At 35.8% G+C, this 22,300-nt stretch carries 18 protein-coding genes; 14 read left to right on the top strand and 4 right to left on the bottom strand.

From position 1 onward, the window contains the following. Nucleotides 1-31 precede the first annotated feature (31 nt). The 8 genes from rfbB (at nucleotide 32) to FPK91_RS19830 (ending at nucleotide 10,097) form a co-directional block, all read left to right on the top strand. Complete coding sequence (rfbB, locus tag FPK91_RS19795) at nucleotides 32-1,123, top strand: dTDP-glucose 4,6-dehydratase (RefSeq protein ID WP_144213656.1); 1,092 nt, start codon at nucleotides 32-34, stop codon at nucleotides 1,121-1,123. Further along, entirely contained in the window at nucleotides 1,104-4,049 is a 2,946-nt protein-coding gene (locus FPK91_RS19800; protein WP_144213658.1) for a rhamnan synthesis F family protein, read from the top strand. The genes rfbB and FPK91_RS19800 overlap by 20 nt, the downstream gene beginning before the upstream one ends. After that, on the top strand, nucleotides 4,046-5,212 hold the full coding sequence (locus FPK91_RS19805; RefSeq protein WP_144213660.1) for a glycosyltransferase family 4 protein: 1,167 nt from the start codon (nucleotides 4,046-4,048) through the stop codon (nucleotides 5,210-5,212). The genes FPK91_RS19800 and FPK91_RS19805 overlap by 4 nt, the downstream gene beginning before the upstream one ends. A gap of 4 nt (nucleotides 5,213-5,216) precedes the next feature. Continuing rightward, nucleotides 5,217-6,296, top strand: a complete 1,080-nt coding sequence (locus FPK91_RS19810; RefSeq protein WP_144213662.1) for a hypothetical protein — start codon at nucleotides 5,217-5,219, stop codon at nucleotides 6,294-6,296. After that, nucleotides 6,283-7,221, top strand: coding sequence for a sulfotransferase family 2 domain-containing protein (locus tag FPK91_RS19815; RefSeq protein WP_144213664.1), 939 nt, complete (start codon nucleotides 6,283-6,285; stop codon nucleotides 7,219-7,221). Before FPK91_RS19810 ends, FPK91_RS19815 begins: the two co-directional genes overlap by 14 nt. Nucleotides 7,222-7,237: 16 nt before the next feature. Continuing rightward, nucleotides 7,238-8,695 carry a hypothetical protein gene (locus FPK91_RS19820; RefSeq protein ID WP_144213666.1) on the top strand — a complete coding sequence of 486 codons (1,458 nt, stop codon included), beginning with the start codon at nucleotides 7,238-7,240 and terminating at the stop codon, nucleotides 8,693-8,695. Continuing rightward, on the top strand, nucleotides 8,692-9,792 hold the full coding sequence (locus FPK91_RS19825; protein WP_144213668.1) for a hypothetical protein: 1,101 nt from the start codon (nucleotides 8,692-8,694) through the stop codon (nucleotides 9,790-9,792). The genes FPK91_RS19820 and FPK91_RS19825 overlap by 4 nt, the downstream gene beginning before the upstream one ends. Nucleotides 9,793-9,881: 89 nt before the next feature. After that, nucleotides 9,882-10,097: an acyltransferase family protein gene (locus FPK91_RS19830; RefSeq protein ID WP_144213670.1), complete on the top strand. Its 216-nt coding sequence runs from the start codon at nucleotides 9,882-9,884 to the stop codon at nucleotides 10,095-10,097. Between the two features lie 29 nt (nucleotides 10,098-10,126). Here FPK91_RS19830 and FPK91_RS19835 read toward each other — a convergent pair whose 3' ends face one another. From FPK91_RS19835 to FPK91_RS19850, 4 genes are all read right to left on the bottom strand, one after another. Continuing rightward, nucleotides 10,127-10,948: a sulfotransferase gene (locus tag FPK91_RS19835; RefSeq protein ID WP_144213672.1), complete on the bottom strand. Its 822-nt coding sequence runs from the start codon at nucleotides 10,946-10,948 to the stop codon at nucleotides 10,127-10,129. A gap of 423 nt (nucleotides 10,949-11,371) precedes the next feature. Next, a complete protein-coding gene (locus FPK91_RS19840) occupies nucleotides 11,372-11,968 on the bottom strand; it encodes a phage tail protein (RefSeq protein WP_227006632.1) in 597 nt (198 codons plus the stop codon). Nucleotides 11,969-12,047: 79 nt separating this feature from the next. Beyond that, nucleotides 12,048-13,349, bottom strand: a complete 1,302-nt coding sequence (locus FPK91_RS19845) for a tail fiber domain-containing protein (protein WP_144213674.1) — start codon at nucleotides 13,347-13,349, stop codon at nucleotides 12,048-12,050. Between the two features lie 154 nt (nucleotides 13,350-13,503). Further along, nucleotides 13,504-13,941: a hypothetical protein gene (locus FPK91_RS19850; RefSeq protein WP_144213676.1), complete on the bottom strand. Its 438-nt coding sequence runs from the start codon at nucleotides 13,939-13,941 to the stop codon at nucleotides 13,504-13,506. A gap of 293 nt (nucleotides 13,942-14,234) precedes the next feature. Here FPK91_RS19850 and FPK91_RS19855 point away from each other — a divergent pair, with 293 nt between their 5' ends. The 6 genes from FPK91_RS19855 (at nucleotide 14,235) to FPK91_RS19880 (ending at nucleotide 22,090) form a co-directional block, all read left to right on the top strand. Continuing rightward, the gene (locus FPK91_RS19855) at nucleotides 14,235-15,680 is read left to right on the top strand and encodes an MBL fold metallo-hydrolase RNA specificity domain-containing protein (protein ID WP_144213678.1); all 1,446 of its coding nucleotides are present in this window, start codon (nucleotides 14,235-14,237) and stop codon (nucleotides 15,678-15,680) included. Nucleotides 15,681-15,770: 90 nt separating this feature from the next. Next, nucleotides 15,771-16,997 (top strand): AMP-binding protein, encoded by a 1,227-nt coding sequence (locus tag FPK91_RS19860; protein WP_144213680.1) that lies wholly within the window; start codon nucleotides 15,771-15,773, stop codon nucleotides 16,995-16,997. 4 nt (nucleotides 16,998-17,001) lie between these two features. After that, the gene (locus tag FPK91_RS19865; protein ID WP_144213682.1) at nucleotides 17,002-18,783 is read left to right on the top strand and encodes an AMP-binding protein; all 1,782 of its coding nucleotides are present in this window, start codon (nucleotides 17,002-17,004) and stop codon (nucleotides 18,781-18,783) included. Continuing rightward, complete coding sequence (locus tag FPK91_RS19870) at nucleotides 18,783-19,646, top strand: hypothetical protein (RefSeq protein WP_144213684.1); 864 nt, start codon at nucleotides 18,783-18,785, stop codon at nucleotides 19,644-19,646. Before FPK91_RS19865 ends, FPK91_RS19870 begins: the two co-directional genes overlap by 1 nt. Next, on the top strand, nucleotides 19,646-20,722 hold the full coding sequence (locus FPK91_RS19875) for an MBOAT family O-acyltransferase (RefSeq protein ID WP_144213686.1): 1,077 nt from the start codon (nucleotides 19,646-19,648) through the stop codon (nucleotides 20,720-20,722). Before FPK91_RS19870 ends, FPK91_RS19875 begins: the two co-directional genes overlap by 1 nt. Before the next feature lie 144 nt (nucleotides 20,723-20,866). Then, complete coding sequence (locus tag FPK91_RS19880; RefSeq protein WP_144213688.1) at nucleotides 20,867-22,090, top strand: hypothetical protein; 1,224 nt, start codon at nucleotides 20,867-20,869, stop codon at nucleotides 22,088-22,090. The last annotated feature ends 210 nt before the right edge of the window (nucleotides 22,091-22,300 follow it).

The following is a 22,300-nucleotide window of genomic DNA, read 5'->3' on the forward strand; positions in this document are numbered from 1 at the left end:
AAAAGCAATAATTCAGTAGTAGGAAAGTAAAATGACACAGCGTAACATTCTAGTCACTGGCGGAGCCGGTTTTATTGGTGCTAATTTTGTACATTATTGGCTCAAGAATAACGAAAAGGATAATGTAGTCGTACTAGATGCGCTAACTTATGCAGGCAACAAAGCAAGTTTAAATGATGTATTAGAAGACAAGCGGTTTATTTTTGTAAAAGGGGATATTTGTGACACTCCTTTGGTGGAAGCATTACTCATTGATCATAACATCGATACCTTAGTGCACTTTGCGGCAGAATCACATGTCGATCGCTCAATAACAGGCCCTGATGCTTTTATTGAAACCAACATCATTGGCACATATAGTTTGTTAAAAGCCGCAAAAAAAGTATGGATTGATACGCCAAAATCTCAAGGTGAATCGGCACTTGAGCATCGCTTTCATCATGTCAGTACTGATGAAGTATATGGCACTTTGTCGCCAGATGAACCAGCTTTTACAGAAGAAACCCAATATGCACCCAACTCGCCATATTCTGCAAGTAAAGCTGCGTCAGATCATCTAGTAAGAGCTTATCATCACACTTATGGGTTAAATGTTACTACGTCAAATTGCTCAAATAATTATGGACCATATCATTTTCCTGAAAAACTAATACCGCTTATTATCACCAACATACTTAATGATAAGCCCTTACCTATTTACGGTGATGGTAAACAAATTCGTGATTGGCTATACGTTGAAGATCATGCGCGTGGCATCGAGCTAGTATTGAATAAAGGTAAAGTAGGTGAGAACTACAATATTGGTGGCCATAATGAATGGGCGAATATCGATATTGTAAAAGTGGTTTGTCATTTAATTAATGCAGAGTTTACAAATAACCATTCCCTATCAAGCAAATTTCCACAAGCAAAATCAGCAATTAAAGCTAATTCGACTGCGTTAATTACTTATGTTGAAGACAGGGCTGGTCACGATAGACGGTATGCCATTGATGCCAGTAAATCGACAGCAGAGCTGGGTTATAAACCTGTTGAATCGTTTGAGACAGGGATTAAAAAAACCGTTGAATGGTATTTTGACAATCAAAGTTGGATAAAGGAACTTGAAAGCAAAGATGATTAAATTTATAAAAAGGAAATATACTCGGGCGAAGCAGTTAGAACTAATTAAGAGTTCTGGTTTGTTCGATAGTCAGTATTACTTATCAGCTAATCCAGATGTTTTACAGCATAATATCGACCCGGTTGAACATTATATTTATCATGGCTGGAAAGAGCTGAGAGATCCAAGTGAGCAATTTTGTACAGAATTTTATTTGTCTTCTAATAAAGATGTTAAAGATTGCGGTATTAACCCTTTAATCCATTATATTTTGCATGGTAAAGAAGAGTTACGTTTAACTAAACGAACGCTAATAATAAATTCAGATACTTCTACAGTATTAGAATGTGACAATCCAAGTAAAGGCTTAGTTGTTAATGAAGTTGACATGCATGGCACAAAAATTAAGTTAAGCCCTTCGCCCGCTTATGATGTAGAGGATTACACTTTATCAGCTATACCCAACTCTCCTTGCATTATCTTAAATTACGAGCATTATAAGTCAAAAAAGAAACTAGAGCCGGATGTTGGGATCCATATACATCTTCACTATATTGAATTTTTAGACGAATTTATAGATTTCTTGTCCGCGATTCAATTTAAATTTAGCCTCTATATTTCTGTGACAGAACATGCCAACGTTAAAGAGTTGAGCAGTATTTTAGTAATGAAATTACCTAATGCAAACGTTACTGTGAAGGTGTTTGAAAATAAAGGTAGAGATATTGCTGCATTTGTAGTCGGCTTTGCAAAAGAGTTGCAAAAACATGAATATATAGCTCATTTTCATACTAAAAAAAGCCCACATAATATTCATAAATCAGATTGGAGACGGCAGCTTTTAGGTAATCTTTTAGGCTCCGAAAGTTTGATTAACCATATAATGTCAATTTTCAATGAAAGTAAAAATATTGGAATGTTGTTTCCAGAGTATCACTACTCATTAAAGGGACAGATTTCATGGGGAACTAATTATAATGTTAGTGAGCTACTTTCAAATAGAATTGGGTTAACAATTTCAAAAGATAAGCTTACGATATTCCCTGCAGGTTCAATGTTTTGGGCCAGAAGCGCAGCGTTAAAACCATTATTAACTGCAGGATTAACTTATGATGATTTTCCTACAGAATCAGGTCAGGTTGATGGGACTACTGCACATGCTATAGAAAGGATTTTTGGCGAAGTGTGTCATCAATCTGGATATGACCTTTTACAAGTTAAGTCAGACAGACCACACAACTTAACAAGGTACTACCCAGGGCAATGGCCGTATGCTCAAGACAAAGATTTATCAGATGAAATAAATCAATATTTAAAAAATAAAGGTAAAAACAATAAAACAGTTATATTCACAGCTTTAACTGGTGGGTATGACGATGTTGTTTGTCATGAGTTTCTTGATCCAGATTTTGATTATGTTTTATTTTCAGACTCAGAACTTGATTCAAAAGGCTTCTGGGATGTAAGAGCAATAGATTACTGGCATCCAGAGCCTGTTAGAATGGCGCGCAGAATAAAGACAAATCCACATCTTTATTTATCCGAATATGATACCGCAATTTGGATTGATGCCAATGTTATTATTAAAGGGTGTATAAAACATTATATTGATAGTTACAGCAAATCTAATACGGTTATCGGGAGTATAGATCATCCGATGAGGCATTGTGTCTATAACGAAGCTCAAGTATTACTTGATTTTGGACGGGATCGAACGGGCAGAGTTGAGAAACAAATGGAGTTTTACGATGCTCAAAAATATCCAAAACAAAATGGCCTAATCGAGACTAACTTTTTTATAACTAATTTAAAAAATAAAAAAAGCCACGACTTTTTTGCATGTTGGTGGGCTCAAATTCAAAGGTTTAGCCACAGAGATCAGCTAGGTGTAAATTTTGCTCTTTGGGTAAACGATTTAGATTGGTGTGCTTTAATGATTGAAAAGCTTTCTTTAAGAGATAGTAGAGAGTTTGCCTACCTAGGGCATGCGAATAATTCAGGAAGTCGATTTTCAAAGTTATCTAATGTTAAAGACAAAATTAAAAAACCTAGAAATATTAAAACCACAGTCAAAGTGGATAGACCCGCTGTAGATATTATTATCTGTGTGCACAATGCTTTAGAAGAAGTAAAAGATTGTCTACAAAGTGTTGTAGCTTCTATAGAGGGTTTGGACAGAATAATCATTATTGATGACGGTTCCAATTTAGCCACTAAAGAGTATTTAAATTATTTTACAGAGCAACACAGTAAAATTTGTTTTTTAAATAGTCACGAAGGCCCTGCAAGAGGCTACTGTTCAAGTGCAAATGTAGGTATGTCATTAGTAAAAAATCCATTTTTCTTAATGCTCAATAGTGACACGAAACTGTATTCTACCGCTTTAACTGAACTGGTTTTACTTTGCGCTTCTAACGAGAAAATAGGTATTGTTGGTCCACTTTCAAATGCTGCGAGTACTCAATCGATACCAGAGATTAAAGGTAATGCAAGTCAAACTGCAATTAATGACTTATCAGAACATAGTTTAGAGCATATAAATGAATTACTTAATTCGTGGAGTTCTAATTCTGTAAGCCCTTCAGTCCCCTTAATTCATGGTTTTTGTCAATTGATTCGAACATCTGTAGCAAAAGAACTAGGTGGATTCGATGAGTCATCATTTCCTAATGGGTATGGTGAAGAAAATGACTTCTGTTTCAGAGCTGGGGATGCAGGTTATGATTTAAAAATTGCTTTAAATGCCTTTGTTTATCATAAAAAATCTGCGAGTTATTCTGATGATAAAGTCCGAGCAGAGTTGATGCTGAAAGGGAGTAATAAATTAAAATTACTACATGGTACCGACAGACTTACACAGTCAATAAAGATTATGGAAGGGCATCCTGCGTTAGTTAGAGTAAGGTTGTTAGCTAATGAATATTTCTATGGAAGTAATAATAAATGAATAAAGCGATGAAAGATGAAATAGGATTACTTCGTCTAGCTGATGCCACTTTCAGCGATATGGTAGCTAATACGGAAACTATCGAGGTAGGTAAGCTGCAACCGACAGTAAATAAAGTGATTACTTGGTTTTTACCCCCAGTTTCCCATGCTCTTAAAGGTGGAGTTCGAACTGCTTTTATGCTCGCACAAAAGTTCTCAGAACAGTGGGGTACCCTAAATCAATTCGTTATTTATTCCTATTCGGGAAGAGACTTACCTACATCAGAATTATGTGAATCATTATCAACTAATTTCCCAACACTTAAATATACGGTTGCTGTATTTAAGCGTGGTGTCGACGATATAACGGTTATACCAGCATCAAACGCTTGTATTTGTACTCTTTGGACAACCGCATATCTGCAATTAAAGTATAATCAAACACAACGAAAGTTTTACTTAATGCAGGATTATGAGCCTACCTTTTATCCTGCTGGCGGTATATATGGTGCAATAGAACAGACATATCGTTTTGGCTTTTCTTGTATTGCCAATACGCAAGGTGTAGGTAATAAATTTAAACAATACAGTGATGATGTAACCATCTTTACTCCTGGTGTCGACACCTCGCTGTATTTCCCTGACGCTAACAAAAAAGCCATAGGCAAACCTGCAAGGGTTGTTTTTTATGGTAGACCGAGTAACCCACGAAATTGTTTTGTGACAGGTACACAGACTTTGAAAGCCTTAAAAAGAAAGTTAGGTGACGCAGTAGAGATCATTTCCGTAGGTGAAGATTGGAATGAAGCTGATTATGATCTTGATGGCGTTTTGGAAAATCGTGGTCTACTTAAGACTATGGAGGAAGTTGCGGAGTTATATCGAAGCGCTGATTTAGGTTTAGTTTATATGATGACCCCTCATCCCTCATATCAGCCACCTGAGTACATGGCCAGCGGTTGTGTGACGGTGACAAACCTAAATGAATCAAATACTTGGCTATTGAATCATGAAAACAGTTTACTTATTGAGCCTGTCCCTGAAATCGCTGCTCAACGTATGCATGACTTGATTAAAGATACAAAAACTTGGTCAGATAAAAGGGATCAAGGGGTAAAATCACTTAACCTACTAGACTGGGATAAAGCCTTTTGTGTGGTAATGGAAAGATTAAAGAGATAATAAAATGAAACAAACTTTATATATACATGTTGGTGCAGGGAAAACTGGGACTACAGCAATTCAAGATTTTTTGTACTTAAACAAATCATTATTGTCAGATAAAGGGATTTATATTCCAGAAGAAGGGAATATTCATTCGGATGGTTCTATTGCCCATCACAAATTAAGTGCTTGGGGGGCTCACCGAAGTACTGATGTGTGGCCGTTATGGAAAAGTATTGCCAGTAGTAAATCTAAAAAAATACTCTTAACATCAGAATATTTTCATTCAAGAATTTCTGCAAAAGATGGCTCATTATTTTTCGAGAAGATCAATACTTTATTCAGTAATTTTAATATAAAGATTATTTTTTACATTAGACGTCAAGATCAATGGATTCAAAGTGTTTATGAACAATGGGTTAAATCAGGCTCTTTAAGAACGGGACAAACAATTGAAGAATTTGTTGATGCTTATAAAAATAATTTACCAGATCAACTTCTGAAGTTCTCTTCTGTTTTTGGCAAAGAGAATATAATTGTCAGAGTGTTTGAAAAGTCACAATTTAAAGATGGTAACATCTTTAGTGATTTTTTTGGGGCACTAAATGTTGAATTGCCGAATAATATATGTTTTCCAGAGAAAAACTCAAATTCACGTCTTTCGCCTGATGCTTTGCACTTTAAAAGTATTTCAAATTCGGTGTGCAAAGATGTAAAAACTGCTCAAGTATTATCTAAGCCGCTTCTTGATTACTCTACGGATCTATATGCTAGTGATAGTCAGAGGATTCACCACTCTCACGGTATTTTGTCTAAAAATACACAGAAGAAAATATACGAGGCAAATAAAGAAAAATATTCTGAAATTGCTAAAAATTATTTAGGTAGAGAAAGTGGCGAACTATTCTTGGATGAACCTTCTTTTTTGGAGGAAGAATTCAAATATACTAATGAGAATACAGTAAAGATAAGTTCTTATTTATTTACAACCTTGTTCAAACGAATTAGCTTATTAGAGAAAGAAAATAAAGCTATGTTGAAGAAAATAGACTCAATTAGTACAGGTACAACTTTTAAAGGCCTTTTTGATGTTAAAAAGTAGACCTATTGTATTTTCACATATACCTAAATCCGCAGGAACTAGCTTTAGAACTGGTTTAGTTTCCATATTTGGAATGAAAAATGTTTTAAATGACTATACAGTATCAGCAAAAGAGACATCGAGTTCAGTACTCGAATATGTTTATAAAAAGCAAGATAAATTTGAGTTTAAAAAGTACTTATTTAATCAGGATATTGATGTATTAGCTGGACATTTCCCGGTAGAAAAATATATTAGAATTATCCCTTGTGTCAATTTTGTTACCTTTTTACGTGATCCTGTAGAACGAGTTATCTCGGAATATAAACACTTTCAGCGTCATAAAAATTTAAAATGTTCTTTAATCGAGTTTGCTTCTGAAAATCGAAATATAAATACTCAGAGCCGCTATTTAAGATCTGTCCCTTTAGCATCCATTGGGCTAGTTGGGATAACTGAGCAATATGAATTATCTATTGCTCTCTTTAAGAGTGTATTTTCAATAGAAATACCCCAGTTAAGTGAAAATATTGCGCCAGCAAAGCAATTGGATAGAATTGATGATAATATTTTAGATGAAATTCGTGCGCTAAACCAACAAGACTATATTCTTTACCAGCGAGCGGTGAAGTTACTTGAATTAAGGTCGAGTTTAGCACGCAGAGGTTTAGAATTCTCGCATGGTCAATTTTCAATTAATAACAATAACAAATTACAGGGCTGGGCTTTTCGGAGTAAAACTGACAAACCTTTGTTGTTAGAAATTATTGATGGTAATCAAGTGGTCGTCGAGTTGGTTGCTAAGGATTTTAATGTGGTAATGTCTTCTTTGGGAGCCCCAAGGGAAGGGCATGTTGGTTTTAACTATCAACTTTCTAGTTCAAGTAATGCAATAAAATGTAGAGTTGTCGAAACCCAGCAGTATTTAGAATTAGTCGAAGCATGAACTGTGGAGAAGAGTAATGGATAAGGCGCTTTATATTGTTCTTGGCATGCACCGAAGCGGTACCAGCCTAATTTCAGCGGGTATTAATTCGTTGGGCTTAGATTTTGGTAATAAGTTGATGGGAGAGTCTGAAAGTAATCAAAAGGGTCATTGGGAAGACACTGATATAGTTGGCTTAAATAACAAGTTATTTAAGTTACTTAATGTTAATTGGGATTATTTAGGCCTGCTACCAGAACAATGGCATCATCAACCAGAAATTATCAACCTTAGAAACGAAGCACTATTACTTATTGAACATAAGTTAAATAATGCAAAATCAGATTTATGCATTAAAGATCCACGTATAATTAGACTATTTCCCTTTTGGTCAGATGTATTTGAAATTTTGGGTATCAAGCCTAATTATATTTTTGTATATAGAAGCCCAATTGACGTAATGAAATCATTACTTAAAAGAGATAAAAAGCCACTGATTGAAGGTCAGTTATTGTGGTTACACCATAACTTAGACTACTTCTCTGAACTAGCAAAACATAAGGTAGTCTTTATAGAATTTAATGAATTTGTAGCTGATTCTAAGAGTCAATTGGTACGGATAGCAAAATATTTTTCAATTAGTTATGTTGAGAGTCAACTTGAATCATTTGCTCATGATTTTCTAGACAAGTCGCTCATTAACAGTCAGACAAATAGTTACAATTTGTCTGTAGATGGCAATGTGCTGAGTTTTAGCCATGATATATTTCGTAAATTGAATTTGATAACTTCACCTAATCATTTATCTGATATTGGTGTGTTCGCGCTACAAGCCCAATGGTTAGCATCGTCTGATATGGCTTGTCAGATTCACAGGCTTGGGCTAAACAATGAAAAAAAACTAAAAGAGAAAATTCAAAAGTTAGCTGCAACAGTTAGTAGTGAAGTACTAGATCCTAAAAGAACTGACTCAGTTCAAGTTGATACAGTTAAAATTATAGAAGAGCACACTGCAGATATATCCTTAGAACTTAATGTATTTAAATCAGAATTTAACAGTATGTTGAATCAGCAACAGTACCTTTATAACGTTTATTCCGAGCAGTTAGATGCTAATTTAAATGAGTTATCGGTTAGGGCGGGTGCAAATGGTAACAGTATTGACTTAATGAGTGGGCAAATGAAATCCATTGAAAAAACTGCTACCACCCGTTTACAACAAGTCTCTAAAAGTATAAGTCAAGTACTAGAAATAAGCAGTGAGCTTAGACAGCAACAACAAACGAAAAACATTCTTATTAATGAAAAGTTAGATTTGGAAAAAATATTGCGTACAAAGGAAACGCAAATTGGAACATTAACCAATAAAAACAAAAAAATACAAAAACAAAATTCTCACTTAATAGACAATATAGCTCGATTTAAGCAAGAACGTGAGCATATCCGTAAATCCTACTTTTGGAAAATAGGGCAGTTTTTCAAGATTGTAAAATGAATCGTTGTAAAGTGATTATACATGTTGGTCCTGGAAAGTGTGGTTCCTTTAGCCTTCAAAAAATTTTTCTAGATGCTAGTCGAAGTAGGCATCTGGGCTATATAAAAGTTGCACCTAATACCATTAAAGCAATGGAAAGTAATAGTTTAGAAACAGGTGAAGTAGATGAATTATTTGATGCAATAAAGAAACTGGTAAATAGCTTTCCGCTAGTAATTATTAGCCATGAGTTCTTTTTTCAAAATTTAAACGCAATTGTTAAGTTAGCTACTAATGTAAAACAGTTCGCGAGAAGCGTCACTGTAGTAGGTTTTTGTCGTCCTCAGTCTGCATTTTTAGCGTCGGCCTATTCTCAGTGGATCTTTAGAGATAAAACTAGGCTTATCGAAATAGATGATATATTAAGAAAAGCTTGTTTTAATCCCATATTATTTAGCGGTGTCGAGCGTTACTACATAGCTGCAGTATTGACGGGTTTTGATAGTGCTCGACAACGTTCTGGTCGTAACATCTTGGATTGGTATAAGCATTATAGCCAACTAGCTATTATGCTAAAGCCACTAAACATTAAAGTTAAAGTAGAGCAGTTGCTTAGTGGGGGGACTAACGTCACTTTAGCTAAAAATTTTTGCCGGCTATCAGATTTAAATGCAGACTACTTTACGAAATATGCTACAAGTTTGAATGTAATTAACCCTGCTTATAATGAACATTTAGTAGAAGTTATTGCGAATGGTAATAGGCTCGGGTTGGATATGATACCAAATGAACATTATAACGATAGGTTATTATCATTCTCCAACCTACAAAATATCGCCCCTTGCTTTAACAGCAAAGTGCTCGATAAGCTTAAGTTATACGTTTCTTGGTACTTTGAAGATTCGAACACTAGATTAGCTGATGAGTTTCAGTTTGATTTTAACTTTCCAGAAGGGAAATATATTAATGGTAGTGTATTTGCGAAAGATAAGGAGTGCGAATTAAATCTAATTTTAAAGTTTTTAAGAAGTGAACAGGAATTAAGGTTAATTGACATAGAATCAATTTTGTTATATCACCAACAAATATCAAGTTTACTACTTAAAGCCGTTATCTAATATGGAGACTGTCTGGTTATATTATTTTCAGCTTTATTGTTATTTTTAATTAATCTTATATTTTTGCAAATGGGAGTTACTCAGTAGATATGGAATTTAGAAAAGACATCAACAGTCTGCGTGCGCTAGCTGTTATAACCGTAGTTATCTTTCACTTTTCCCCTGAAATTTTACCAGGTGGTTTTGCTGGTGTTGATGTGTTCTTTGTTATTGATGATAAGCCTTTGTATTATGATGCAGTACATATTACAAAAAATGGTGCTGAAACGATAAGTAAAAAAATATTAGAAAAGCTAGTTTTATAAATTCATTAGCTTAAAAATTGTTACTTCATTCATTTTACATAAAAATTATTTTCGCTTAAATAATTATCTTGCTCTGTTGTTATAAAGCTATTGTCATATGATTTATAGCGCCCAATAGAGCTCGGTTTTTTTATCAATTGCTTAATTGAATCCCTGTCAAAAGTGTCTTTCTTAAGAAAGGCCATAAGCTCATTAATTATCATGTCGGGTGCGTTGCAAATTTGATCAAAATTAAGCATCAATATTCTCTCAGGATGAGACTCTGATTGTTGTCGAATGTCTTTATCTACTTTGTGCCAATAGTCAAATGCATCTTTAGGGCTATTTGTTATTTCTCTGCCTAGCACTAACTCACCCCATAATTGTAATTGATTTTGGTTTGAACTATAAACCATATCTAGTCCATTTCTAGTAACGTGAATATATTTGCAACCAGGAAATACATCGATAATTTCTCTTAAATAAATATGAGAATTTGGCTCTTTCCAGCCCCAATGTTCCATGTGATTTTCAGATCTATTCAAACATAGTATTTTATCTAAACGCTTTTGAGCCCATTTCTCTGGATGTAGAGGTCTATTACTCAAGCATTCATGCAATATTTGTATTTCATTTTCATTCCATTCTACCCTTTCAGCTGTTAGGTGTTTGGCTAGAATATTCAGCTTTTGGTGCTTAAGTTTACTCGTAGCTGTTTTAAAAGTAATCTCTTTAAATAAGTAAGTGAAAGTAAGGTTATCTTCAGATGCATTTAAGTCAGAACCCATAAAGTAACCTAGCTCTTGTGCAATTTTACAAATCACCCTTGTACCACTTCCACCAAGGCCACCAATTATTAAAGGTTGATTCATCTATTTTTATCCTAATTAATTTCTTATAGTTTACCTCTTGAGTAAATAATTTCTAGTTTATTGTGGCTGTGTTTTTGTTTTAGATATTTTTATTACTTGGGCTATCATTAGAAGGTTTTTAATGGTGTTAGTTTTAGTTAGCCACTACAAATGTTATGTAAGTGGCGTTGTCACTGCTGTTTATGTATAAGGTGTTTCAGAACAAAGATGAATTTAATCTGTAGTAACCATCCTACTGACTCGAATGAACTATTGGCTAACAACGGTTTCTATTATTGCTGTTAAAGGTGACGGGAAGACATAGTGGAGTAATTGCTTAGGTGGGTAAACATAAAACCAAAAAATATATTTTACCTTGTAATTAGCTAAATCATATTCTTTTTGGTTAAGCTAATTACAAGGTGCAGAAATCTATTTTTCAAACTAACTTCTAGAAGGGTATATCCCAACAGTAGCGACACAATATTTCATCGTTAAGTAAGGACTTCGCTTGAGTAAGGGCTGGCTTCCACCCGTGTTACCAATCATTCCTGAATCCATTACTCTATTCGGTGGCCCTTCATGGTAGATATTGATTGGCATGTCAGGAACTGCTAAGAAGTCTGTTCCTGGGCCGTTTTTGTTTGCTATTTTGTTGGTGGTATTCACTGCGTGGCTATGCATAGGCATATTACCTTCGGTCAAAAGCACATATTCATTTCCACCTTTGCTGCCTTGACTATACGGCTGCAATCCGGGCCCTGTACCATTATGAATTGGAGTTCTACCTCTTAAGTCAGGAATCGCAAACGTTGTTATGCCATCGCCTCCATAAATAGTACCGTACAATGAAAATAGTGCTGTGTTACTTGATATTGAAAGTAGTTGTCCATTAGCCTCAACCCAACCTAAAGGGCAAAAAGTAAACCCGACTAGCATTACTTCACCGATCATAGGGTCTGCTGCTGCAAAAATTTTGCCTGGTGTAGATGCACATATACCTAAAGACAGGCAAATTGCTATAGCCTTTTTTTTCATCATTATTCCTTTTATGATGTACTTTTTTTGTAAAAGCCATCTAGAAAGATGACTTTTACCTAATGTTTATAGCGTTTCACATTTATTTATTCGAAATGTTTTTTACTAATTGACTTTCTAGTTTAAGCAGTTTGTTTTCTAAAGCTGTAATTCTAGAATCTTTAGCATCCGATTCTTTTTTTAGTTCTTTAATCGCCGCTAGCGCTACGCCGCTTATATCTGTGTATGATATTTTGTCTGTTTTATCACCGTTTAATCCGAAAGCTTCATGAAAATCTTCTGCCATAGGACCAAGATGAGTCACTGCATCATTTTCTTTTATATAATTCCATGTATAAACACCCAAATTCGCTATTTTATCTAGTATTTGAGTTGTATCGATATTTAATATGTTTTCTTTCAATGCGCGACTTGAAGCACCGTTTACAGTTCCCATTGTTGTTAGGTTGCCGTTAATGTCTAGGCTGAACTCAGTACCCGCTACACTAGGTGATACAATTGTGAAGCTATCTGCTGTGTTACCGACTTTCCAGTCAACACCACTCGTATTATTTTCAAAAACCATTTGAGTGTCACCTAGATTTTTGAAATATAAGTAGTTTTTATCTAAGGCTGATGTGCTATTGGAGTTCTCAAGAATTATTCTCGGTGTAGTACTTTTTACATGTACGATAGCATCTGGTGCTGTTCCTGAGTCTACAGTTTCAACCAACAAGCCGCTAAAGTCATTTCCAGTAACTACATGCAGAGGAGCGCCTGGACTATCACTGCCTAGGCCAACATCACCATCAGTATCAATGTAGATTGAGCTGCTTGGGGCACCAGGTCTGATTCGAAATGGCAATGTTGAACCATTGCTTGCATCTCGGATAAAGAAGTTGGTTTCGTTACCTGCCACATCCCAGGTTTGCGGGGTGAAACCTGAGCTGCCATCTTGTTCTAAACGAAGTGTTGGAGTGTTGCCTGTTTTTGTGTGTATATCGACTACTGGCATATTGGTACCCAAACCAAGTCTTCCACCATCATCGACATAGAGTGAGTGAGATGGTGCGCCAGCTTCAATAGTAAATGGTGTGCGCCCACCATCTATATCATCTATTGAAAACTTGTTTGCACCGCCATTAGCGCTGTCGTTGGCGGTTAACTGCCAATCATTGCCTGGAAAGCTTGCTGAGTTACTTGTATCTTCAAATCGAATTCTTAAATTGTTTTCTTTTAATCTGATAGTATCAAAGCCGAAAGATTCGCCATTGACGCAATCTTGTCCAATACAAGCGCTGCCATCAACAATCAAATCATCTTGTATTTGTTGATCCGCAATAACTTTTGTCGCCATCACTGTTAGTGGCAGTATTGTCATTGCGGCAAGTGTTATTTTTTTCATTTTATTTACCCTATTAACTCTATTCTGTTCGATTAAACTGACGCTATTCTGTTTAGGTTTCACTTTAATCATTGCTACGGTACTAATTCCTACGATATTAATTTCTAGGAAACTATTACTACGGAACCGATTGCAATGATATTTATTACGGGATCTATTGTTCTATCTCGGTGATATTAGGTAGTAAGCGTTCACTTTCTTCGCTGCCTGTGACAAATTCGTTATCTTTCACATTAAAATAACCCGATTTTTTTTGTACCTTACCTAAATTCCTCACCGATTTATTTCTGCCTGTTTTTCTGTCACTCACTAACTCAACCCCTGTATTTTGGGTGTATTGTATTTGGTATTTATAATGACCGTCTGGCAGCATCCCTAATTTGTCAAAATCAAGTTCGGCATCAGTTGTATCGAGCTGCAACTCACTGTGGTAACCGTTAGGGCCACTAATGGTGACTGTGGCAATGTCGTATTCAATTTCGAATACTTCAATGTCTAACTCTGTGGCACTAGCGACGATTGTTTCAGGCTCTTCAGCTAAAGCGCTGAAACACGTTGCTAAGGTGATTAGTACTAGCAGATATTTGGTCATCTTATATTTTTAGTGCCATTTGAGTTGGTTTAATAGTTTAATTTTAACCTAGTGGTAACATAATGCAATTAATTGTATCTTTAATTGGTATATATATTCAGGGGTAAGACCACTCACGAGTAAATGTACTGGAATGGCCTACGCAAATAGACCTTGGAATTATGCAATATAATTATTAACTATGGGCCTGGTTGTGTGTTTACTAAATTTACTATGTCGATGAGTGTTATTTTCTGCTTAAAGTAGAGTAACGTGCTGATTTAACTTAGCGTTCAATTTTATAAAGGGATTTTATGAAAACTTTACACCACGGAGCGGTGAATGGGGTTACGGGATCATGTCATCAGTTAGTGATTGATTCTAATAATAGTCTTTTAGTTGATTGTGGTTTGTTCCAAGGTGATGAAAAGGCCGACAAGGCTAATAAATTCACCGATGCGGCTAGTGACACTAGCTTGAATGATCCTTTAACCATCGATTTTGATATTTCAACAGTGCAAGCTTTATTGGTTACGCATTGTCACATTGATCATGTTGGCCGTATTCCTTATTTACTTGCTGCAGGGTTTACCGGTCCAATTGTTGCTACTGAAGCCACGGTCGCGTTGTTACCTATGGTGATTGAAGATGCTTTGAAAGTCGGTGTTACTCGTAATAAACGTATTATTGAAGCATGTTTGTCTCGATTAACAGCACAACTAGTCGCAGTGCCCTATAAGCAATGGTTTGATATTCCTTTACAAACAGGTGCTGCTGCTAAAGTAAAATTTCAACCTGCCGGGCATATTTTAGGTTCGGCATATATTGAAATCGATATAAATAGCCACATAGATACCAGAGCTCATCACTCCGTTAATCATGCGAGTATATCCAACCGTCAGCGAGTGGTTTTTTCAGGTGATCTTGGTGCGACTTATTCGCCTTTGTTAGCTGCGCCTAAAAGTCCTTATAAAGCAGATTTACTGATTATTGAAAGTACCTATGGTGATAGAGTTCATCAGGGTAGAAAAGCACGTGTAGCACAATTAACAAGTGTACTTGAAAAAGCCATTGCTGATAATGGCGTCGTGATTATTCCTGCTTTTAGTATTGGCCGTACTCAAGAACTACTTTATGAATTAGAACAAATTATAACGAAGTCAAATTACGCTAAACTTTCAGACATCGAGGTTATCGTCGATTCACCCATGGCGGCAAAATTTACCGAGTACTACCAACGCTTTCAGCTACTTTGGGATAAAGAAGCCAAGCGACGAGTGAAACAGGGTCGACAACCGCTTAATTTCGACAGCTTATATACTGTTGACAGCCATCAGCAACATTTGCAAACCATAGATTATTTAGCCAAGCGTAATAAACCCGCTATTGTCATTGCTGCGAGTGGGATGTGCAGTGGCGGCAGGGTGGTTAATTACCTTAAACGCTTTTTATCGCAGCCTACTGCCGATGTGTTGTTTGTGGGTTATCAAGCAAAAGGTACTTTAGGTCGGGATATTCAGTATTACGGTCCTGATGGTGGATATGTGATTATTGAAGCTAAAAAGTACCCGATTAAGGCTGGTATACATACTATTTCTGGTTATTCAGCCCATGCGGATCAAGCTAATTTGGTTAATTTTGTAAAGCGGATAAGAAAACGTCCACAAAAAGTCATTATTGTGCATGGTGATGAAAATGCTAAGCAGTCTTTAGCTAAGAAATTACAAGGCATTGTCAGTCAGGTAGAAATAGGCAGTTAATTATTGTGGTTAATGAATTCAGTTATGTTTATAGTGTTGCAATTTTGTAGGTGTTAAATTTTGGGTTTAAGTTTCTAGGGAGTAGAGGAAGTGTATTTTGATAGACCTAATGTGCTATTAAAAGTATCGGTGGTTAATCAGTTTGTTATCAATTTTTGCTTAATGCTCATCGCCCAAGGTAAAAATTTAATTCTTATTGATAAATGTGCAAAGCATATTGATATTAACCGTTCAGCAATTGATTTTAAACTCACGACCATTATTACGGATGAAGATCTAGCCAATTTTGAAAGTGGCTTAACCTATCGATTAAGTTCAACAATAAATAACAAACAATGTGTGATGTTGTTTACTTCGGGTTCCACTGGAGCGGCAAAGTGTATTAAGTTAGACCCAGTAAAAATTAATGAGTCCGCTATTGAGTTTTGTCATTGGTTTGATATTGATACTAGATCAACCATTTTGTCACTTGCCCCTTTGCCTACTATGTCAGGTGTGCGCAGTTTACTTTATTTACCTAGTATTAGCGGCTGTAGTATTTCTTTTTCTGGTCAAGATAATTGTAGTGTGTTCGATTATATTAATATCATTGAAACAGAAGCAATTAGTCATGTCATTGTTGGCCCCCCTTTCGTAAAAATGCTTGCTTTAATTGCCCCTCGTATTTCAATAGAACAAGTCAAATCCCTAAAGTATATTCTTTGCACTGGTGCAAATTTAAACTGTGATGATGTCAAAAAAATTGGCCAGTACCTGTCAGTTAAAGTGCTCAATTATTATGGACTAACTGAAACTTATGGTTTCTGTATTGCACAACAAATTTCAGCTAATAGTTCTAGCCAAAATAATATTGGAGTTGAAGTTAATGGTGTTGAAGCTGTGATTAAAGAGCCGAACTTAAGTGGCGTAGGTCGACTTTATATTAAAAGTGAGCGCTTATTTGCAGGGTATTTAGGTTGTGATGAAATGACCTTAAGCGAGCTTGAAACTGGAGATTTAGCCTACAAAAATGAATTAGGTGAAATAGTATTAAGTGGACGTGCAGATGATGGTATTTTGCTGTCAAGTACCGAGCTGGTTTATCCACATGATTTGGTCATTATTTTATTGTCAGTTGATTATATTTATGATGCCCATGTGATTAAAACCCCAGACGGTTGGCATGCACGACTTGTCACCAGTCTGACGAAACTTGATCTCGTTTCTAGTATGAAAAACGATTTAGAAACCAAATATATTCCTGTCAACTTCGCTATTGTAGATAAGATTGAGCGAACAAGTTTAGGTAAGCTTCCTGTAGCAGCTTTCAAGGATTGACATTATGAGCGTAAATGATTTGTCTATGTCGTTTTGGCAGACGATCGAACAACAAGCAGCAAAAAAACAAATTTTTGCTTATGTTAAAAATAAAAAAATCACCTATAAAAATCTAGCTGAAAATATTAAAAGGTTGTCTGGTTTTTTTTATCATAACAACCTTAAATCGGTGTTATTGATTTCTAATAATGAACAATTTATTGCTGAGATATCGATAGCAGCCTTAATTAATGGGGTCGTTTTCTCGGTGGTTGATGCTGATACCAAACAGCCGAGATTTGATAGTGTTGTCGATTGCTTTAAGCCTGATTTTATTTTTATGGATTCAGGTTTAACGATTCAATTAAAAAATGATTTTTGTCTGTTAGCTGAATCAAAACCCGCCTCTACAATCGCTTCAATATTCAAAGGTGATAGTCAAAAAGATTGCTACCCCCATGTATTAAAAAAATACACAGAACGCTTACCAGATTTTTCGCATAACCAATTAATGGCTTATGTCTTATTTACTTCTGGAACAACCTCGACCCCTAAAGGAGTGCAGATATCAACCGCTGCATTATTTAGCCACCTGAGAACCTTGTCTGAGGTTTATCGATATAAAAAAGACAGTCACATTTTAAACTCTCTTAAATTGTCACATGCTGATGGTTTGGTTCAAGGGCCAATGCTTGCATTATTCAATAGTATTACTTGGTCTCATCTTGGTTTGTTTGAAATTTCTAAGGCAGCAAATATTTTTGATTACATTGTCGCAAACGATATCAGCCATTTGATAACCGTTCCTATCGTTCTTGGTCTGTTGTACAAGTACGCGCCATTTGACGATGCTTTTCAGTCAGAACATTTTTATTGTGTGGTATCAACGGGCGGTGCATTATCAGCCGAATTATGGCAAGGTTTTGAAGGGAAATATCAAACTATAATCAGCAATTTATATGGCCTTACGGAAACTTGTGCTGGAGGGGTGTTTACTGAAGTGTCAAATGATCCTGCCCGTATTGGTTGTATTGGCAAGGCAGTTGATATGCAGTTTGTATTAGGTGTCCCAGAACAGCTAAATGACTCTGATGAAGGGGTGCTTTGGCTCAAGGGTAATAACGTTATGACGGGTTACCTAAACTCACCTAATGAAACACATAAGGTATTTAAAGGAGAATGGCTTAATACTGGTGATATTGCACGATTGAATAGTAATGGCACTTTATCCATTATCGGTCGTGAGAAAGATTTAATCAATGCTGGTGGCTATGCTATTTATCCACAAGAGGTTAATGAGTCGCTTTGCATTCATCCAAGTATTACTAACGCTTACACAACGTCACGTCATGATGATGTATATGGTGAGTACATAGTTAGTTTAATAGAGTTGTCTACAACATTATCAAGCTTTGATGTTATTAATCATGCAAGACAATACCTAGAAGAACATAAACTGCCTCGAACGGTTTATTTTACAGCTTCAATACCGTTGGGTGTTTCTGGAAAAGTGAATCAAGAACAAGCCGAGATATTAATTAATGAACAAGATTCATCAACGAATATCGATTATGAAAACCAGCAACTTAAGTTGCTGAACATAGCAGCATCCATTTTTAGCGTTGAGTTAGCTGAGTTGTCCTTAAATTCTAGTGCACAAACTACTGCAGGTTGGGATTCGTTAGGACACTTGATGTTAATTACAGAGGCTGAACAACAATTTAATGTACAACTTTCGCCGATTGAAATCATGCAAATTACGACTCTTTCTCAACTATTTAAGTTAGTCACCTCGAAGGCTAACTAATGAAAGTAAGCGTTATTCTAACCGTCTGGATTAGCATAGTTTTTTTGGTGATATTGGCATTGTATTTAAGTTGGCAGTCTGCATTCTCAATCACTGAGCGAAAAGTCGAGTTAATTGGTGAGTTAACCCAATTTGACCGAGTGAATGAAATGCAAGACACCGATTTTAATGTGATGATTATCGGCACTAGTTTGTCTGTTTTGGGTTTTTTGCCTGAAGATAAATTAAATCTGCATTTTGCCGATTCAGCCTATCCAGTTCACTTCTCAAAAGTGACCATTACAGCGAGTGGGGCGAAGGAGTTAGAACCGTTAATTATAAAGGCTCTTGGCAGTCAAGCAGATCTAATTTTAGTTGAGATAAATCCTTGGAGCTTAAGGTTTGGTATAGGGCATGCGTTAACATTACATCGATATTGGCTTGCAACATTGATTCAAAGTCGTTTTGGTATTACCCCCCATCGTTTTATATTTTTACGTAGTTTTATGGCGAATAATACCGACAAATTTGTTATGCCCAATGGTGCTAGTTTTGAAAAGTTTAGTGGTTTTCAACCCTATGTGACTGGGTTTTCACCTATTACTCTTCAGGCATTGGAGGGACGGGCTGATAGAGTTAAGTTTTTTTATCCGAACTTTGCTCGTGAATTACTTGAGCATAAAGGTGCTGCCTGGCAGAAAAAGTTAAAGAAAGCTCATCTGCAATTAAGTCATGAAACGGGTGTTGAATTATTACCTTATATTGAAAGTCAGGGGTATCAAAGCTACACAGATTTAGTGCATGTCAATATCAATGGAAGTGATTACTACATGACCTGGTTAGAAAAGGTTGTTGCTGAGGCAGTGAGTAAGGTGCAGCAATAATGACTGAGCCTATTTTGTATATCAGTGTCGGTATTTTTTTAGCGGTTTGGTTGAGCTTACTGCCAGCTAAAGAGTATCAGATTAACTGCTTTTTTTTGTTATCATTATTAGTTTTGAGTGTTATTTCGATGCCTACAGTTATTGGGCTTATCAGCTTTAGTAGTGCTTGTTTCGGTATTGCATACTGCTTCATTCAAACAAAAAACAAAGTTGTTATTTTTGCCGGCATTGCTTTTTGTATTAGTGTTTTTTTTATTTTTCAGCAACTACATGTAGAAAGCAGTAGTGTTATTTTTATTGGTGTTATTTATGTGGTGTGTAGGCAAGTACACTTTTTAATTGAAACGTTAACTACAGCGAGTTTGCCATGTAATTACTTTCAATATTTAAGGTACCAATGTTTTTTACCTTGTTTAATTGCAGGCCCTATTCACCGAGTTGATGACTTTGAGAAAGAGATTCGTCGCCGTAAAGTTACGCTTGAGAAAATATCTTGTGGATTAGAAAGGGTGGTTTGGGGCCATTTCAAAGTGATTGTTGTGGCGGGCGCTCTTTTATCTTTAGTCAGGTTGCATTTAAGTAAAGGGCTAAATGAGAGTGTATTGACTTTAACCAGTAGTTTTTTTGATTGGATAAATTTGTATGTTGTATTTAGCGGATTTGCTGATATTGCGATAGGTTTTTCGTTGATGCTTGGGATTAAAATAGCAGAGAACTTTAATTACCCGTTTGTTAGTCAGAACATAAATGAATTTTGGCAGCGTTGGCATATTAGTTTATCTCAATGGTGTAAGCACTACGTATTTACTCCTAGTTTGGCCGTGACTCGCTCGTTATTTATTGCATCTTTGTTTTCGATGGTTGTGATTGGTCTATGGCATGAGTTCTCTTTTAGGTATGTGTTATGGGGAATTTATCATGCTACGGGGTTAATTGCTTTCCAATGGTATTGCAAACAAGCTTGGCGTATTGCTTTACCCAAACCTATTGCAGTTGTATTTACTTTGACATTTGTCATTTCTAGCTACCCAATAACTTCTTTTATCAACCAATTTATCATGCAATTGTTGGGGTAACATGAGCAAATTATATAAGAAACTAAATCAAACACTTCCTTCTGGGTTGGCCGTTGTGTTAACCGTTATCACTTTAACTTTGGCTATCTTAGCCATTTATACTTATTCGATTGTAGGGACGACTCAAGGTGGTTATATCAACATATGATTAATGTTTTTAGTTGTCCTGAATGTGGCGGTGACTTAACACGTGATATCGATCGTTGCTTTTGTGCTTTAGGTCATACTTATCCTGTGATTAATGGGCAATATTATTTTTTGCCTATGTTTAAAACTACGCCTTGGTCGAAACCAGACATTTCTAATTTAGTTGCAAAATTGCAAAAGAATAACTTTGCACAATACATGGTGCTAAAAAAGCAACGGGGAATTATTGAGCCTTACGCCGCATTCCAGCCATTTAATGAGTCTTTTCAAACCTTGCTTAATTGTATTGATAACCTTAAGAATGCCCTTAAACCTGGTGATGTTATTTTAGACACTTGGTGTCGTACAGGTTGGACTGGAGACTTTCTAGCGACGACTTTTCCAAATCAAAAAGTCATCTCTATTTGGGAGGGCGATAATTCGGTTTTAGGTTACAAAGGATTTCAGGCTTTGTTTAATGAAGTAGATCGTGCTTCAAATCATACGATAATATTCCACGACCCGAATAAGCCACTGCCAATAAAAAGCGATACAGTTGCATTTTGCTTTGCTTACGATAGTTTACATCGTTATCAAGGTATTGCGGATGAGGTTTTTAGAGTTACAAAACCAGATGGGATTATTAATTTTGCTCATGTACATTTGTCGAATGCTGAACCTGAGCCTTTTTTCGAGCGAGGTGGCACATATCGAAAAGGAAAGTACTACCAAGATTATTTTCAACAACACATTAAAAATAATGGTCGTGAAGTTAGTGTGATGAGTGAGCTAGATGTTTACCGAAACTCATCTACATCATCGATGGTCACAAACCCAGAAACAGATCATTATAATGGCTTTATTTGGGTGGCTCATGAAGATTTTAGTTATCTTTATGAATCCAATATCAATATTAACTCTACAAGCCAAGTATTTTTCAATCCATTGTTGAAAATCACGGAGGATTACAAGGTGCATTTAAGGCTTGAAGAAGACTTTGTAAGGCATCTATTGTTACGTCACCCTTTTTTAAATACTGCTTACTCAAGTATTACTGATATAGATGGTGAAATTCTAAGAAAGTTTGCTGTAATAAAAAGTTTTACCGAAGTTAGGACTTTATGTGATGACTTTGCAATTGAGATTGATGAAATTCACACCTTAGTAAAACATAAGGTGATCTTTGTTTGTCGCTCTTCTGTTGCAATGGTCTTTGCTCAATCAATGCACATGAACCTTTAACTTAGTATTGGTAAGAGAGACTTAAAGTTAAGCTTGTTTGGGTTTACTGAGTCATGGTTTGGTCTTTGTGGCGTAAAGTGATGTCGTTTTATTTGTGTCTACTTTGATGTTTTTTCTACTCAATATCTTGTTACTGTTTATTACTGTTTGTTACTAATTGTTATTGATGATGCTATTATGTTAATGGCCTGCTTTTTTGTGTGGCCGGCC

The sequence above is a fragment of the Shewanella donghaensis genome (assembly GCF_007567505.1).
In the GTDB taxonomy this organism is placed as follows: Bacteria; Pseudomonadota; Gammaproteobacteria; order Enterobacterales; family Shewanellaceae; genus Shewanella; species Shewanella donghaensis.

Excerpts from the sequence above, each read along its gene's own strand:
- FPK91_RS19875 (WP_144213686.1), top strand. The coding sequence starts at position 19,646 with ATGACTGAGCCTATTTTGTATATCAGTGTCGGTATTTTTTTAGCGGTT.
- FPK91_RS19840 (WP_227006632.1), bottom strand. The coding sequence starts at position 11,968 with ATGATGAAAAAAAAGGCTATAGCAATTTGCCTGTCTTTAGGTATATGT.
- FPK91_RS19845 (WP_144213674.1), bottom strand. The coding sequence starts at position 13,349 with ATGAAAAAAATAACACTTGCCGCAATGACAATACTGCCACTAACAGTG.
- FPK91_RS19880 (WP_144213688.1), top strand. The coding sequence starts at position 20,867 with ATGATTAATGTTTTTAGTTGTCCTGAATGTGGCGGTGACTTAACACGT.
- FPK91_RS19820 (WP_144213666.1), top strand. The coding sequence starts at position 7,238 with ATGGATAAGGCGCTTTATATTGTTCTTGGCATGCACCGAAGCGGTACC.
- FPK91_RS19835 (WP_144213672.1), bottom strand. The coding sequence starts at position 10,948 with ATGAATCAACCTTTAATAATTGGTGGCCTTGGTGGAAGTGGTACAAGG.
- rfbB (WP_144213656.1), top strand. The coding sequence starts at position 32 with ATGACACAGCGTAACATTCTAGTCACTGGCGGAGCCGGTTTTATTGGT.
- FPK91_RS19870 (WP_144213684.1), top strand. The coding sequence starts at position 18,783 with ATGAAAGTAAGCGTTATTCTAACCGTCTGGATTAGCATAGTTTTTTTG.
- FPK91_RS19810 (WP_144213662.1), top strand. The coding sequence starts at position 5,217 with ATGAAACAAACTTTATATATACATGTTGGTGCAGGGAAAACTGGGACT.
- FPK91_RS19805 (WP_144213660.1), top strand. The coding sequence starts at position 4,046 with ATGAATAAAGCGATGAAAGATGAAATAGGATTACTTCGTCTAGCTGAT.
- FPK91_RS19850 (WP_144213676.1), bottom strand. The coding sequence starts at position 13,941 with ATGACCAAATATCTGCTAGTACTAATCACCTTAGCAACGTGTTTCAGC.
- FPK91_RS19855 (WP_144213678.1), top strand. The coding sequence starts at position 14,235 with ATGAAAACTTTACACCACGGAGCGGTGAATGGGGTTACGGGATCATGT.
- FPK91_RS19830 (WP_144213670.1), top strand. The coding sequence starts at position 9,882 with ATGGAATTTAGAAAAGACATCAACAGTCTGCGTGCGCTAGCTGTTATA.
- FPK91_RS19815 (WP_144213664.1), top strand. The coding sequence starts at position 6,283 with ATGTTAAAAAGTAGACCTATTGTATTTTCACATATACCTAAATCCGCA.
- FPK91_RS19825 (WP_144213668.1), top strand. The coding sequence starts at position 8,692 with ATGAATCGTTGTAAAGTGATTATACATGTTGGTCCTGGAAAGTGTGGT.
- FPK91_RS19865 (WP_144213682.1), top strand. The coding sequence starts at position 17,002 with ATGAGCGTAAATGATTTGTCTATGTCGTTTTGGCAGACGATCGAACAA.